Here is a 15,934-nt window from a genome sequence, read left to right on the forward strand (position 1 = left end):
GATAATGAATATGATGAGTAACCCTAATTTAAAAGTGGACCCAGAGTTTGCTGAATTGCAGCAGCTAAAATGCAAATCTTATTGGGCCGATGATGCGCAAGCCGAAGACTATGTGCTCATTCACGGCTGGGGTATGGGGGCTGATATTTGGCAGCCCATATTACCCATGCTAGGCAAAGTTAATGTCCACTGTATTAGTCTGCCTGGATTTGATACTTCGTCGCCTGATATTAGTGGGCCTGATATTGATGAGCCTGAAGTGTTTGAACTAAGCGAATTACTCTGTGCGCTGGAAAATACACTGCCAAAGCGCTGCCACTTAATTGCATACTCCTTAGGTGGTTTGCTCGCCCAATGCCTATTACCTTCTGAAAAAGTAGTATCGCTAAGCTGTCTGGGTGTAGGCCCTTGCTTTGTTGCCAAAGAGCATTGGCCGGCAGCAATGAATCCAAATGACTTTGAGATCTTTCTCCGCTCCTTTGAAGAAAATCCAGAAGCTTGTTTGAGCCGATTTGTTGCCTTGCAAAACAAAGATGATAGCCAGAGTCCTACGCAAATTAAAAAATCAATTATTGAGGGGCGTCGGCAGTTAAAGGCCATTGGTTTTAGTAACGACTTTTTTTCAGCGCCTGGAAGTAAGAAACAATGGCTTAATTGCCTGAAGTTGCTCGAAACAGTTGATGCGCGTGCCGCTTTGCAGACGGCGAGAGACAAAAATATTCATTTTATCCTAGCTGAAAGTGATGCTCTTGTGCCGGTTGCTGTAGCAAAGGCTATCGAAGATCTGCAGCAAGATAATATTCAAATAAGCCTGCTTAAGGGTAGCCATAATATTCCGGCCTCGATTGCAAGAGAGTCTCGGGCGGAACTACTGCTTCAGGCTAGCCTAAAAGAAAACCCGGCTGCGTATCGACTGGATAAGATGCGCATCTCCAAAAGCTTCTCTAAATCTGCCAAAAGCTACGACAGTGTGGCTGCTTTGCAGCGGCAGATTTGTCAGCGTTTATTCTCTCAAGTGCCTGCCGAGCATTTTGTGGGAAAAGCGGTACTGGACCTAGGTTCCGGTACCGCTTATTTTCAAAAGTTGCTAGAGCAGGGCTTTAGCAAATCGGAGTCTAAATCTGAAAGTCGAAGCAATGTACTGCAGCATAACCCTACGAGGCTTTTTAACTTAGATCTTGCAGAAGGTATGTTGCAGTTTTCCAAGCAGCAGGCAAGGCAGCGTGAAGAAGAAATTTTGCTTCTGAATGTGGAATACATCGCAGCAGATGCTGAGTCCCTACCGCTGGCTAATGAAAGTATAGATTGCATATTCTCGAGCTTAGCCATTCAGTGGTGCCAGCAAGAAGATCAGCTTTTTAAGGAAATCCATCGTGTACTGAAACCAGGGGCGACTGCCTATATCGCTACGCTAGGACCGCGAAGTTTATGGCAGCTTCGTGAAGCTTGGCGACAGGTCGATGATAAGGTGCATGTTAATCGCTTTCGTGCCCTTAAAGATCTATGCGCTCCAATAAAAAAGAGCGGATTAAGCTTTAGTTTCGAAGAGGCTGATATAGACTTGGCTTTTGATAATTTCAAACAGCTACGCTATGAGTTGAAAACCTTAGGGGCGCAGAATATGAATGCTGGCCAGAATGAAGGTTTATCTTCACGCGAACGCCTCACTAAACTTCTAGCGGCCTATGAGGAATATCGTTACGATAGCGAGCAAGGGGCTAAATTGCCATTGACCTACCAGGTGTATTATTTAAAGTTAACGAAGCCTGTAGCTTAGTTATGACTCGATAGCAAAACACCGGAAAACTCAACAAGCATTGCAAACATACCATGGCCAAGAAAACGTTTTTTGTAACTGGAACAGACACCGATGCCGGAAAAACCTTTATTGCATCGGCTTTACTGCATAAGGCTAATAGTGAAGGCTTACGCAGCTTAGCGCTTAAGCCGGTCGCCTCAGGTAGTGAAAGTCGTGATGAGGGTTTGCGAAATAGTGACGCCTTGATTTTGCAGGAGGCTATGTCGGAAGAGCTGGACTACGAGCAAATCAACCCCTATGCCTTTGAGCCAGCAATCGCGCCACATATCGCTGCCGAGCAGGCTGGTGTGAGGCTCAATGCTAGCCGCTTAGCTGGTTTTTGCCGTGGTGCTTTGTTTACGCCACATGACTTTTCCGTAGTCGAAGGTGCTGGCGGCTGGCGAGTTCCTCTTAATGATCGAGAAGATTTCTCAGATCTCGCAAAAGAGCTGAGTTTGCCGGTTATCTTAGTGGTTGGATTGCGACTAGGTTGCATCAATCACGCGCTCCTAACGATTGAAGCCATTAGGCGAGACGGCTTAACGGTAGCGGGGTGGGTGGCCAATCATGTAGATCCCAATATGAGCTGCATGGAAGAAAACCTAGAAACCCTAAAACAAAGAATGACTGCCCCTTATTTAGGCTTTGTACCAAATTTAGCTGGAAAAGAGAATGCGGCTATCAGTGCTTCCCAGTATTTGCATTTACCGGAATCACATAATTAGATTGCTGCTTATTTTCTTAGGGCAAACCCTGTAGTCTGTAGAACTCTCGTAGAATACTACGCCATTCTTCAAGTTGTTGATCAACAGTTCCGCTCAATGTGTAGACTCTGTTATTAAGCTCAATCACGGCGGGGTCAACTTCTTGTTTAAAGCTACTGGCGAGTTGTTGCCATTCCTGCTCAAACATTTTACTGATTTTATAGCGTCTATAATTGTCTGCTATGGCACTATAGCCGCCTTTGTACCTTCGCTTTTTTGATCCTTGGGTAAGCTCCCTGAGTTTAAGCTCCTCAGCTCGCTCACAAGAATATTGCTGCCATAGTTGATAAATAGCAGCCATTTTTTGATGCAGATTTAGGTAGTGGTCATCGACAGCCTCAATAAACATATAGTGGCGTGCTCGCATTCGCTCTACCTGCTTTAAAATAGGATCGTTATGAGCGAGAAGCCGTTTGATCAACAGTCGGCCGTCTTGCTCTTCAGTTAGCGAATTAAAAGCATCAGGCGATAAGTCTTGAGCGTGCTTTATTTGCGCTAATCGACGAATGTCTAATAACTCCTTGTCTGATAAGCTTAATCGGTAGCTTAAAAGGTCGTTAGCAATTTGATGGTAAAGCTCTTGGTAGGGTAGTTCTTGTATTAGGCAAGCTTGCGAGAAGTGGCTGTATTCTTTATTCGGCTCTTTATTTTTTTGTACAGCCTGTTGCCCCCCTTGCATTAGGGCCCGATATTTTTTGTCCAGCCATATCATTCCACTAGCATCTTTTGCGATGATATGGAGGCTTAAGCTATTACCATCGGATTGTAATACCTGGCCGCTAACTGAAAGTTCTGCCGCCAAATCTTCTTTGGGAACGACACTTACTGCCCCCCAGTAACGACTTTTTGCTAAGGTGTTTCGCAGCAATACAGGTAAATATTGGCGTTCGATATCGGCTATTTCTGAAAATATTTGTTTTTCTACTTGGCTATTACCACCAGTCGTAGCCTGTAGTCCAAATACCTCGATGCTGACGTCCAAAATTCGTGCAAGCTCTTCTTCTTGCTGGCTCTGTAGTAGCTGGGTGTTTTGAGGAACCAAGTTAGTATCATTAATAGGTTTTACCTGCGGCTGCTGGCTGCAGGCCGATGATATGATAGCTGCGAATACAAAAAATAAGCGGCAAAACATAGCCTTAATCATTATTTTTCGCCTCAGCTGCAGAGCTTTGATCATGTCTTAAATTGCAGACTTTGCCTCGACTTAAGGTTTGTTTGCATTGATAGGCTTCATAGCTACCGTCAAAACGTTCATAAAACTGCACGAGTTCAAAGGCTGGACTTCCAGGGTGGGATACACGTGTTAACAAATTAATGGAGTTTCCTGCTGGTGACAGTAAAAAGCGATGGTAGATAGTAGTACCTTCTTCCAACTGGATCCTAAAAATTAAACGCTTCCCGTCCCAGCGACATGTTTCTACGGCAAATTCATTTTGGGTAACAAGCCTTTCGCCTGTTGTGCTGCAGATGAGCTTGGCTTCACCCTCCCTAGCGATACTAATCTGTTTCTCGTCCTGCAGTATCTTCATGGTGTGGTGGCGACTAATCATCTCTGTAAATCTGGCCAGATCAATTATATTGGTGCCGCGCCCTGCGTTGCTAATGACGCTAATGCCGCCAATCTGGCCTCTACTTTCCGGCCGTCGATTACGTTGTTCGGCTTGACGGCGTAGCTCTGATAGCTTTTCCCGGACCCTGCGTTCCCAGTTATCACTACGAGCATAGTCTTTCTCCCAAGTACCGTTAAAGCCTCCCTTGGTATTTAGCAAAGGTATGGTTCCGTTTTGGGAGGTCGCAAATGCGTGCATCGGCACACTGAGCAAAGCGCATAGCAATACGGCAGGGAGTAGACACCAAGGATGGTTCATTTGCTAAAAGGGCTCGCTAAGCTGAATTTATGGATGGAATTATGATTGCTAAAGCTGGGAATAGTTTCAAATATCCGAGATATTCGATCAGGGTAAGTGGTCAGGCCTCAGCCGTAGCTGTTGGTTAGAGGTGTTGGCTGCGTTACATACCTTTCAAGCCTAGGCCTTATATAAAACCCGCTGACTTAGTTTACTTCAAGGCCAGCTTTTTTCTGTTTTTGTGGGCATACATCAGTCTATCTGCTTCGCTAATCATGTCTTTAAGGGGTAGGCTCTGAATAGTGTCGTATATCTTAATGCCATAACTCACCGATAGTTTGATGCTGTCACTATATTGTGAAGCGAAGTTTTCAGAAAAATTCTGGTTGACATCTTCGCAGCTTTGCTGTAATTCAATATCAGACCCTTTGTTGCATAGGGCTAAAACAACAAACTCATCGCCCCCTACACGAGCAATGATATCGGTTTTACGAAAGCTTAGTTTTAACGATTTGGCGAGCGCTTTTATACATATATCGCCTTGTTCATGACCATATTTGTCATTGAGTTGCTTTAAGTTGTCGATGTCGAGATAGATAACCGCGAGATCTAAATGAAAGCGCTGCTGGTCGTTGATGCGTTTCTCGCCAAGACTACTAAGGCCTCTTATATTGTATAGACCTGTGAGTGCGTCAGTAGTGGCGACTTTTTGCAATTGTTCAATGTCTGACAGGTGTTGTAGCTCACCAGAGATTAAATCACGCAGCTGCTGCATAAGTTCGATAAAACTGATTTCGTAGTTGGTGCTTTTGGTATCAATCGAACAGATAGTTCCAAAGACACGGCCGTCAGGCCAAAATATCGGGAAACCGAGATAGGATCTCACCGGACCTTGGCATACGGGTGGGGCATCAGTCCACTCATCACCAGCCAAGGCATCGTTCACATAGAGTTGTTCACGAGTTTCTACCACTCTGCGGCAAAAGCTCTTTATCTCCCAAGACCAGCTATCTTCTGGCGAGAGAAAGTTATCGTGATTACTACTGGTCACGATGGTTGAAAACTCATTCCCTTTAAACTGTACGATTACCCCACAGGATGTGTGGTAGATCCTAGATATTAAGTCGACGGTTACCTGCCACTTTCCAATGTCTAATGACTTGGGCGGATCCACTCGAAAACAGCGTTTGGACAAAGCCATAACACACCCCGCTTTTAGAATGGCAGACTAGGCCGTTGGCGCCTAAATGCCTAAATATATCTTAGTTGATTGGGGTGCTATTGCTAGCTAAAGATGGTGTTTCTAATGCTAAAGTCTAAGTCATGAAGCTTTTTAAACTAAAGGCTATATAGGCTAGCTGACAGGTAGTTTTCCTAAAGGCCCCAAATAGCTTTTGAACCGACGCTTAAACAAATTTGCGACAAGTTGTTTGCTTCCAGCTGGTGCTTAAGTTTTTAAGTTCACTTAGGTGAGCTGTCTTCTGTTTGTAAGCTATTGAATAATAAGGACTATTTTAGTTTTTATAGATTGGTTTGGTTTTCGGCGGTTAATTCAGGCACAAAATGTAATGACTACCGTCATTGACTTTCAAAGGGGATCTGGTTAATTTCAAACACCTGTTTGAATGACTATTTTGTCCCTGTCGCTTGGCTGTATTGTCTTGGGGCTAAATTGGTCTATAAATACCTGATAATCATTGTGAGAGAAGCACCATGGCCGAGTATCAAGCTCCCTTAAAAGATATGCACTTTGTGCTAAAAGAAGTATTTGAAACCGAGAAACTATGGGCAGAATTGCCTGGTTTGGCGGGCGCCGTGGATGTGGATACCGCCGATGCCATTATGGAAGAAGCCGCTAAGATCGCTGGCGAAGTGGTGGGCCCGCTGAATCGTGAATCGGATGAGCAGGGCTCTCGTTGGGACGATGGTGAGGTTACCGCGCCAGATGGCTTTAAAGAAGCTTATGCGACCTTCTGTGAAGGCGGTTGGAATGGCTTAGGTGGTAACCCTGAGTACGGTGGTATGGGTATGCCTAAAACCCTGACAGCCCATGTTGAAGAGATGTTGCAAGGTGCTTCAATTTCTTTTGGTTTGGCCCCAATGCTAACAGCAGGCGCCTGCTTATCAATCGACGCTCATGCCAGCGAAGAGCTAAAAGAAAAATACCTGCCAAATATGTACTCGGGACAATGGGCTGGGGCGATGGATTTGACCGAACCTCATGCTGGTACCGACTTGGGGATTATCCGCAGCAGCGCCAAAGAAAATGGCGACGGAAGCTACACCATTAATGGTAGTAAGATCTTTATTACTTGGGGTGAGCACGATATGGCTGAAAACATCATTCACTTGGTGTTGGCACGCCTACCGGATGCACCGAAAGGACCGAAAGGCATTTCTTTGTTTTTGGTGCCGAAGATCATGGTTAATGACGATGGCTCCCTTGGCGAGCGCAATGGCGTTAGCTGTGGCTCCATTGAAAAGAAAATGGGCATTAAAGGTTCGGCGACTTGCGTGATGAACTTTGACGACGCCAAAGGCTGGTTAGTGGGTGAGCCTAACCAAGGTTTGGCCTGTATGTTTACCATGATGAACTACGAGCGTTTGGTGGTTGGTATCCAGGGCTTAGGTGCCGCAGAGCGTTCTTGGCAATCGGCGATTGAATACGCCCGCGAGCGTTTGCAAAGCCGCTCTCCAAATGGTGTCGTAGCGCCAGAAAAAGCCGCTGATCCAATTATTGTGCACCCAGATGTGCGCCGCATGTTGCTAACCATGCGTGCTTACACCGAAGGCTCACGTGCCTTAAACCATTACACCGCTATGTGGTTGGACAAATCCAAGTTTGCTGAAGGTGATGAGAAGAAACTAGGCGCTGATATGATGGCCTTGTTAACCCCAGTTACCAAAGCTTTTGTTACCGATAAGGCACTTGATTGTACGGTACTGGGCCAGCAAGTTTTTGGTGGCCATGGTTATCTGCGCGAGTGGGGCCAAGAGCAACTAGTTCGTGATGTGCGTATCTGTCAAATCTATGAAGGCACTAATGGTGTGCAGGCGATGGATTTGATGGGCCGTAAGGTAGCTGCCAACGGTGGCAAGTTTGTCGAATTATTTGCCGCAGATATCAATGAGTTTATCGCCAGTTGTGATGACAATATGTCTGAGTTTATTCCAGCTTTGGAGAGCGCCTTGGCGGGCTTGCAAGAATCCACCCAGTGGGTATTGGAAAACGCTGCGAATGATCCAGCTACAATTGGTTCTTCTGCTTATGACTATTTGCACCAGTTTGGTCATGTAGCTCATGCCTATATGTGGGCACGTATGGCGAAAGCGGCGATGGCAAAGCAGGGCAGTGATGAATACTACGATGGCAAACTTGCGGTAGCGCGTTTCTTCTACGCGCGTTTGTTGCCACAGGCCAATACCCATAAGCAAAATATTGCGGCGGGTAGTGAGCCGGTAATGAGCTTGGCCGCCGAGTTGTTTTAAGCGATATTTATTTAGTAAAAGCCCCGCAAGGGGCTTTTTTCTTTTCTGGGGTGGCAAGCGTACCTTGTATAAACTCCAGTTAAGACAACACATTATATTTACACATCAGCCAGAAAGTTGAGGCAGACAATGAGTCAAAGAGAAGTTGTTATTTTAAGTGGCGTGCGCACCGCCGTTGGTAGTTTTGGTGGCAGCCTAAAGGATTTTAAAGCAGTAGAGCTTGCCAGCATTGTAACCGAAGAAGCTCTAGAGCGTTCGGGCGCCGATAAAGCGGATATCGGCCACTGTGTATTTGGTACCGTTGTGGCGGGCGATCGTCGTGATATGTATATGAGTCGCGCTGCGGCTTTGAATGCAGGTTTGGATCAAACTACCCCTGCCTACAACGTAAACCGTCTATGTGGCTCGGGTTTGCAGGCCATTGTATCTGCCGTGCAAGCGATTCTATTGGGTGATTGTGATGCAGCCGTTGCCGGTGGCGCTGAATCCATGAGTAATATTCCATACTGGTTGCCAAGTGCTCGTTTTGGTCAGCGCATGGGTAATGGTGAAATGTATGACCCAATGATCGGCGTTCTAAGCTGCCCAATGAATGGTTATCACATGGGTGTTACCGCAGAGAATGTTGCCGAGCGTTTTGAGATTACGCGAGAGCAGCAAGATGAGTTGGCGGTAAGCAGTCATCAACGTGCCCAGCGCGCTATCGATGCCGGCTACTTCGAATCACAAATCTTGCCAGTAGAAGGCAAGAATAAGCGTCGTCCATCGGTGTTTGCACAGGATGAGCACGTACGCGGTGATGCTTCTGTTGAGGGCATGCAAGGTTTGCGTCCAGCCTTTAAAAAAGACGGCACGGTAACCGCGGGTAATGCTTCAGGCTTGAATGACGGTGCTGCGGCTTTGGTATTGATGGAAAAGGCCGCCGCTGAAGAGAAGGGCTTAAAAGCTTGGGCGACCATTAAAGGATATGCGGTTGCCGGTGTGGAGCCTGCCATAATGGGTACGGGTCCAATTCCTGCGGTTGAGCAGCTACTGGAAAAAACCGGTGTAAGTAAGGATGAGATCGACTTCTGGGAATCTAATGAAGCCTTTGCAGCACAGGCTCTGTCGGTATCCAATGCCTTGAATTTGGACTCTGAAAAAGTAAATCCAAATGGTTCAGGTATTAGCTTGGGCCACCCTGTTGGTGCAACCGGCGCTATCATGGCGGTAAAAGCGATTTATGAGCTTGAGCGTACCAATGGTCGTTATGCGGTATGTACTATGTGTATCGGTGGTGGTCAGGGTATTGCGATTTTGTTGGAGCGCAATGCCTAAGTCTAGCTTCCTAACTATATCCCGCTCTGTTGTTTAATCGGATAGAGCTTCCCTAAGAGCCGGCCTTGTGCCGGTTTTTTGCTTTTCAAGCGGCTACTGTCAACTGGCTATTCTTAACTGACTATTTTCAACTGGCAAGCAATTTGTTTTAATCTGGCCTCTAATTTTAAGCCGTATTTTTAAGGAGTGCCGCCATGCGGATTATGAGTTTTAATGCCAATGGTATTCGTGCGGCATCGCGCAAGGGCTTTTTTGAATGGTTTGCCGAGCAAGATGTTGATGTGCTTTGTGTGCAGGAAACTAAGGCTCAGGAACATCAGCTAGATGATGAGATCTTTTTCCCAGAAGGTTATCACCGCTATTTATTTGATGCTGAGAAAAAGGGCTATAGCGGCGTGGCCATTTATTCAAAGGTAAAACCCCGTGAAGTTACTCGTGGCTTAGGATGGGACCCTGCCGATAACGAGGGGCGCTGGATTGAAGCACGTTTTAGAAATGTCACTGTGATCTCTTTGTACATGCCGTCAGGTTCTAGTTCAGAAGCAGCCCAAGAAAAGAAATATCGTTTTTTGGATCTATTTGAAGCGCGACTACAAGAAATGATGGCCTGTGGTGAGAAATATATTATCTGTGCCGATTGGAATATTTGCCACAAGGAAATTGACCTTAAAAACTGGCGGGGCAATCGTAAGAATTCGGGCTTTTTGCCGGAAGAACGTGCCTGGCTAGATAAAATCTATGATGAATTTGGTTGGGTGGATGTGTTTCGCCAATTAACCGATGAAGAGGTTTATACCTGGTGGTCCAACCGAGGACAGGCTTTCGCTAAGGATGTCGGCTGGCGCCTGGACTACCATGTGGTAACACCTAATATCGCTAAGAAAGCTTATGATTGGCATATACAGCGCGAGCCAAGATTTTCCGATCATGCGCCTATGTGGATAGATTATAAATTGGTGTTAAGATAATCAGCAGATTTTAACGGATGTAGGCCAAATATGAATAATAACGATGAGCCGAAGTTAAGCCCTGAAGATCAAGCAAAGGTTGATAAGTTTGTGTCTTCAGGCGTGAATAGCGTAGAACGAGAGCCCTTTAAACCCTTGCGCTTGCTGGCGATGGTAATTTTAGTGTTAACGGTATTGAGTGGCATCAGTTACTGGATTGCTATCGATGCAGGTTTGGTGTGATTCTTTTAGGCGCCTAATGCGATATGGCTTGCCTGCTGGTTCTTTACCCAAGGTAAAAAATCTGCCGCTGGCATTGGGCGTGATATAAAGAAGCCCTGGGCAATATCGCACTGTAAGCTACTCACCATCTCCCAATCGGATTCAAACTCCACACCCTCAGCGACGCATTTCAAATGCAGTTTTTTAGCGAGGTCTACCGTAGCTTCAAGTATTCTTCGACTGGCTTCATTGTCGCTGGCATATTTGATGAAGCTGCGGTCAATCTTTAACTCGTTAAACGGTATCTGTTGCAGCTTATCTAAAGAAGAGTGTCCGGTACCATAATCGTCAATCGATAATTGAAATCCACGCAGGCGTAACCTAGATAGAATATCGATGCTGGTGCTTAGGTCTTCCAGCATGCTGGCTTCTGTTAATTCAATAATCAATTTTTGCGGTTGAATGCCGTGAAATTTAGCCATACTGCATAAAACATCGGGCAAATCCAGTCTGTTTAAGTGCAGTGGAGAAATATTAATGGATAGGGTTATATCGATACCGTTGGCTTGCCATTGTTTTAACTGAATGCAACAAAAATCAAGAATGTAATGGCCAATGAGCTGGATAAGGCCATGGCGTTCGGCCAGGGGAATAAAGTGATCAGCTGTGATAAGGCCTTTACTTGGGTGTCGCCAGTGAGCTAAGGCTTCAGTTCCAATAAGCCGGCCTGTTTTTACGCATATTTGCGGTTGAAAATAGGCTTCGATTTCTTTGTTTAAAATAGCCTGCCTGATTTCTGAAATGCTAACGTTAGGCCTGTCTTTTTCAAGTTCTAGTTCAAAATTCACATTGAATTTATATAACAACTTTTCTACATCTTCTTGCTCAAAGGGCTTTTCGATAGCGCCAAGGAACTGTAAGCCTTGTTCTCTGGCGAGATGGCTGATGCTGTTGATAATTCTAGGGTCTTCGCCGCTGACTAATACTAATGCACAAGAAAGCTTCAGTTGATAAATATGTCGGATGAGCTCAATGCCATCAACGCCAGGCATATTTAAATCCGAAAACACAATGTCGTATTCACTATCAGGCTGTAATTTCTTTAGCGCGGCACAAGAATTGTTACACACATCTAATTGGAAAATGCCTAAGGCAACGAGCTGGCGCTTCAGTATGAGTAGCGTTCCAGGGTCATCATCTACCAGTAAGCATCTTAGTGTGGCAAAGCCTTGTATCATATTTGTATTTCCAGACAGCATTGGATGGGCTGTTTTCTGCAGCTAGCGAGCGTATATTGCGCCGTACTCTAATGAGCTAACTTTGTATGCAAACTGAAGTGCACAGCTTTTCGAGTTTAGTATTTAAGAGCAGTGTAGCTCTGAGCAGAGGCTTGTCGCTTAGTTATATCTTAAGATTGAGTATCGGCTGCTTTGTTCAATTCGAGAAGAGAAAAGGGAGCAATTAATGAAAATCAGTCGCAAAGAACGAGAATGTGAATAAATAGCAGGGATAATATCCGCACTTATGAATGGGTAATTATTTAAGAGTTGATGATTATTTCGAGTTTTAGAAGGAGGGGTAGGAAGCAGTGGGGAAAGGCTGTCTATTAACGGTTTTAAGCTTTGCTGTCTTGCCAAACCCAGCGAATTGGGTCTCCAAAGTCATCTTTCAATAAAATTTTCTTAGGTCTGCGCCTTGCGGCGGGGGCCTTTTGGGGTTGCCGGCGAGAATCGATGGCTTTGACTACATCAACCACAGGTGTTCGGCTCTGAACTTGCCGTGGGCTAAAGCTATTTTGGATGCCGGCACCATCCGCTAAGCCACTTGCACCTTTCTGATAGCTGGCCACCTCTCCTCCATGGCGGAGAAATTGTTCAATCTGGTCTTCTATCTCCGTGCGAATTTCCGCTTTGGTCTTGGTAGGTTTCACGGTTATGCCAGTGCTTAGCCTAAAAAGACAATTATAGCACTGCTTTCGATAAACGGTTGTAAGATTGCTATAAGTTATGTTTGGCAATCTTGGCAGAAGTCTAGAGTGAGGGAATCTCAGAGATTGTAATGCTAAAAAAAGCGGCCAATTGGCCGCTTTCAAGGGAGATCGATGTAAAAACTACAAGAGTATTAGAAGCGGAACTTAGCCTTGGCGTATAAGGTACGGCCTAGCGGGCTATGCTGCTTCGGATCGTAACTATAGTTCGCTGCATCGTATACGCGTGGTGGCTCTTCATCTAACAAGTTCTTGATACCAAAGGTTAATGTGGTTTCAGAATCGTCAGTAAAGCCCAGCGGCAAGTTAATGCTGTAGTTCGCATCTAGCGTTACATAAGAATCAATATTTTGACTTTCACCTGCTGGAACTTCGCGAGTGGTTTCATAGCTTGAGATGTAGTTCAGCACCAGGTTGGCACGCTGATCTTCATCAATCCAGCTTACGATCATATTCGCCTTAGTTTCAGGTAGAGAGCGCGCGAAGTTGTCGTGGTTAAAGAAACCTGCGGCTTCTACGGTACGGCCATCAGCCAGGGTAAGGTCGTAGTTTAAGAAGTGTGACAAGTTAGCTTTAACAGACCAGGCATCACCCAAGCTCCAAGTGGTTTCAAAATCTAAACCATCAACTTCTACATTAGATGAGTTGAAGTAACGAGTGTTGATACCAATCAGCTGACCATTAGGCGTGCGAACGATATTTGAATCATTCGGGTTAGCAATAACAATACCTTGAGCACTTTGCTGGGTAATTAGATCTTCATAGTCTACACGCCAGTAATCTAGCTTCAGCTCTAGATCGTCAGTAGGCTGGAAGATTATACCCAAGTTGTAGTTGGTGGACTCTTCAGGGGTCAGATCAGCCGCGCCTTGCGAGGCAACTCGGATAAAGGCAACACCACCTTTAGGCGTTCCGTCTGGGTTAAAGTCTTGGATACCCTGCAAGCTTACCGCGGTAGCGTTTAACTGAGACAGTGATGGCTCACGGAAAGACGTAGAAACAGAAGCCCTGGCAATCCACTGATCGCTCAATTGCCAGCGCATGGCGATCTTAGGATCAAGACTGTTATCGTTATCAAGTTTTTCGTAACGCAAGGCAGCGGTGACTTCTAGATCTTCGGTGACTGGAAGTTTGGTTTCCGCAAATACTGCGTAGCTGCTGCGATCCGTTTTAACCTCAGAAACACCACCCAAGAAGATTAGGTCAACTGGGATTGGGTTACCATTTGCGTCAAACGTGATTTCGTAAAGATCATCGGTTTCAACTTCATATTTCTCTTGGCGGGCTTGAACACCGAAAGCGAAACCGGCTGTTCCGCCAGACATTTCAAACATTTCACCGGCAACAACAGCATCCCATACCATCAAGTCTGTAGTACGTTGAGTATCGGTATCGTAAGACAGATAGTCGATCAACTCTTGGCTGTTATTGGCTGGGTTAAATGGGTCAAAGTATTGATCTCCAGTTGCCCCCCCTTGGCCAGCTAAAGCGGCATTTAAGCGAGACTGAATAGTATCTGGCTGAATTTGACGGTATTTGTTCTGGGAGTAGGTCAACGCGGTATCGAATGACCAGCCATTATCGAACTCACCAGTTAGATTGACCGAGAAACGACGGTTGTCATTCTCGCGCGGTGCATTAGGTGATGGGAAACCTGCACCAAGAGGGCGGCCTAGCCATACAACTGGAGCACCAAATGGGTTACCAGGATGATTCGGTAAAATTACCGGGAAAGATAGATAAGGGTAACTCGGTGACTGTGGGTTGTCTTCCACATTATTGTTAGCCCAGCCAGCTTCGGCAAACAACTCCATACCGTTGTCAAACTCATGCGTTAAATTGGTATACAGCTGGCGACGATGCTCTGTATTAACCAAGTTAAAGCGTGGACCATAGTGGAAACCGCAACGTTGACCGCTAGGCTGAGGAATTAATACGCCTCCTGCGGTATCCGTACAACCCGCCAATGGCACGTTTTCAAATGGGCTATAGCTGCCAGCATAAGGGCCATCAGGTACCGTCACCGGTGCTACAGGTAAGAAGGTCGTACCCAAGCTACTGATGGCGTTATCAGCCAGCTCTGGCCGATCAGCAACACTGAGCGGTGTACGATCCAAAAAGTGGCCAGAGATGGTCACATGAGTTTTATCGTTACCGCCGCCCCAGATAAAGCCGACATCTCTATCTTCTTGGTCGTCATCTTGAGTGGTTTGATAGCCTAGATTTACCTCCAAGCCTTCAAAATCTTTGCGGAGAATGAAGTTCACAACGCCCGCAATAGCATCAGAACCATAAGTCGATGCTGCACCTTCCTTTAATACTTCAACACGTTCCAAAGCTTCTGCAGGAATCGTACTGGTATCAACAAACACACTGCCGTCGTTGGTTAGTGAGCCGGAAATGGTTTGGCGACGGCCGTTAATCAAGACCAGCGTAGAGCTTAAGCCAAGGCCGCGTAAGTTGACGTTTGAGGTACCCTGGGTCGAGCCTTGGGTGAATGAATCTGATTGGTTTTCAGAGCCAGAGCTGATCGCTAATTTAGCAATAACATCAGCAACTGTGGTGGCTCCAATAGCATCTAAATCTTCGCGGCCCATGACTTGAACGGGAACAACGGCGTCCCCTGGGCTGCTTTTAATATAGGAACCAGTAACCATAACCTCTTCAATTTCGCCGGCAGACTGCTGGTCCTGTGCTATGCCGGTTTGAGAAAGGCCAAGGGTAATCATTGAAACTGCCAATGGCAGCAACTTTTTACGGGCGTGATTGTGTATCAACACGTGGGATTTCCTCCGCAATTATTATATTTATGTAGCGAGTTCATCGTGAGATGACTATTACAGGTGGTACTGCAATGCAATCAGTGTAATAAAAGCATAAGGCAGTGAATACGAGCTATTTCCTGTTATCACCATTAATTATTGATGAGTATAGTTAGGGTTAATGAAAAAGGTAGAAATTGACAGAGAATGGTCGGAATTGACCTATAAATTAGGCCCAGAATAACTTTATTTTCTATTTTTAATTTCGTTTATAAATAAAAAGTCTAATCGCCGAAGGTTAATAAAAGTTAATTAGGCGCCATTGGCCCTAATTCGCGCCTTATTTCGAAGCTTACTGTTAAAAGCCGTATGACTAATTATCAGCTAGGTCAGTGCACACCTGTTGGTAAATAGTGTCTATTTGCTCCATATCTAACTGTTTGACCCCCATTGCCATCAATAGATGCAAAAACAGCGGCGTGCCTAACTTTCCAGTGGTCATTTTAACTCTCAAGTTTCCTTCTGATTGCTCAACTCCGGCTTCTGCTAGTCGGCGGCTCAATTCTCGGTAATCCAAACCGCGCACATTCTTTTCCATGGCAAAGTAGCGTCGAATTGTTTCGGTCATCTCTGGGCTATTGAATATCTTGCTCATTATTTGATCGCTCTTTGAGTGGTTTGCTGTTCTACGCGCCAATATTTGTTAATTATACGTAACAATAATTGCTTTTAAATTATTTTTCTCATAATATTCATTTTGCGTTAAGAATATGTAACAAAAAAGATTAATAACAGGTGAAT

At 45.4% G+C, this 15,934-nt stretch carries 13 protein-coding genes; 6 read left to right on the forward strand and 7 right to left on the reverse strand.

The window, feature by feature from the left end:
• The first annotated feature begins 4 nt into the window (after nt 1–4).
• On the forward strand, nt 5–1,777 hold the full coding sequence (locus Q1A08_RS13790; RefSeq protein WP_299773875.1) for an alpha/beta fold hydrolase: 1,773 nt from the start codon (nt 5–7) through the stop codon (nt 1,775–1,777).
• Nucleotides 1,778–1,830: 53 nt separating this feature from the next.
• On the forward strand, nt 1,831–2,523 hold the full coding sequence (gene bioD, locus Q1A08_RS13795; protein WP_299773877.1) for a dethiobiotin synthase: 693 nt from the start codon (nt 1,831–1,833) through the stop codon (nt 2,521–2,523).
• Nucleotides 2,524–2,539: 16 nt separating this feature from the next.
• Here the strand turns inward: bioD and Q1A08_RS13800 are convergent, their stop codons facing one another.
• The 3 genes from Q1A08_RS13800 to Q1A08_RS13810 all read right to left on the reverse strand — a co-directional run bounded on the left by Q1A08_RS13800 (nt 2,540) and on the right by Q1A08_RS13810 (nt 5,610).
• Nucleotides 2,540–3,706 (reverse strand): hypothetical protein, encoded by a 1,167-nt coding sequence (locus Q1A08_RS13800; protein ID WP_299773879.1) that lies wholly within the window; start codon nt 3,704–3,706, stop codon nt 2,540–2,542.
• Nucleotides 3,699–4,430 carry a hypothetical protein gene (locus tag Q1A08_RS13805; RefSeq protein ID WP_299773881.1) on the reverse strand — a complete coding sequence of 244 codons (732 nt, stop codon included), beginning with the start codon at nt 4,428–4,430 and terminating at the stop codon, nt 3,699–3,701. The genes Q1A08_RS13800 and Q1A08_RS13805 overlap by 8 nt, the downstream gene beginning before the upstream one ends.
• 190 nt (nt 4,431–4,620) lie before the next feature.
• Entirely contained in the window at nt 4,621–5,610 is a 990-nt protein-coding gene (locus Q1A08_RS13810) for a diguanylate cyclase (RefSeq protein WP_299773883.1), read from the reverse strand.
• Between the two features lie 512 nt (nt 5,611–6,122).
• On the opposite strand from Q1A08_RS13810, the gene Q1A08_RS13815 reads away from it, so the two are divergent.
• The 4 genes from Q1A08_RS13815 (at nt 6,123) to Q1A08_RS13830 (ending at nt 10,405) form a co-directional block, all read left to right on the forward strand.
• Nucleotides 6,123–7,898 (forward strand): acyl-CoA dehydrogenase C-terminal domain-containing protein, encoded by a 1,776-nt coding sequence (locus Q1A08_RS13815; RefSeq protein WP_299773885.1) that lies wholly within the window; start codon nt 6,123–6,125, stop codon nt 7,896–7,898.
• Between the two features lie 129 nt (nt 7,899–8,027).
• Nucleotides 8,028–9,215, forward strand: coding sequence for a beta-ketothiolase BktB (gene bktB, locus Q1A08_RS13820; protein WP_299773887.1), 1,188 nt, complete (start codon nt 8,028–8,030; stop codon nt 9,213–9,215).
• A gap of 194 nt (nt 9,216–9,409) precedes the next feature.
• The gene (locus Q1A08_RS13825) at nt 9,410–10,183 is read left to right on the forward strand and encodes an exodeoxyribonuclease III (protein ID WP_299773889.1); all 774 of its coding nucleotides are present in this window, start codon (nt 9,410–9,412) and stop codon (nt 10,181–10,183) included.
• A gap of 30 nt (nt 10,184–10,213) precedes the next feature.
• A complete protein-coding gene (locus tag Q1A08_RS13830) occupies nt 10,214–10,405 on the forward strand; it encodes a DUF3094 family protein (RefSeq protein WP_299773891.1) in 192 nt (63 codons plus the stop codon).
• 5 nt (nt 10,406–10,410) lie between these two features.
• On the opposite strand, the gene Q1A08_RS13835 is transcribed toward Q1A08_RS13830, so the two are convergent.
• From Q1A08_RS13835 to Q1A08_RS13850, 4 genes are all read right to left on the reverse strand, one after another.
• Nucleotides 10,411–11,622, reverse strand: a complete 1,212-nt coding sequence (locus Q1A08_RS13835; RefSeq protein ID WP_299773893.1) for an EAL domain-containing response regulator — start codon at nt 11,620–11,622, stop codon at nt 10,411–10,413.
• A 377-nt stretch (nt 11,623–11,999) separates the two neighbouring features.
• Nucleotides 12,000–12,314, reverse strand: a complete 315-nt coding sequence (locus Q1A08_RS13840; protein ID WP_299773895.1) for a hypothetical protein — start codon at nt 12,312–12,314, stop codon at nt 12,000–12,002.
• A 191-nt stretch (nt 12,315–12,505) separates the two neighbouring features.
• Entirely contained in the window at nt 12,506–15,151 is a 2,646-nt protein-coding gene (locus Q1A08_RS13845; protein ID WP_299773897.1) for a TonB-dependent receptor, read from the reverse strand.
• Between the two features lie 355 nt (nt 15,152–15,506).
• Nucleotides 15,507–15,788 carry a DUF6471 domain-containing protein gene (locus Q1A08_RS13850; protein ID WP_299773899.1) on the reverse strand — a complete coding sequence of 94 codons (282 nt, stop codon included), beginning with the start codon at nt 15,786–15,788 and terminating at the stop codon, nt 15,507–15,509.
• Between the last annotated feature and the right edge of the window lie 146 nt (nt 15,789–15,934).

This window comes from uncultured Pseudoteredinibacter sp., from assembly GCF_947500695.1.
Lineage (GTDB): Bacteria > Pseudomonadota > Gammaproteobacteria > Pseudomonadales > Cellvibrionaceae > Pseudoteredinibacter.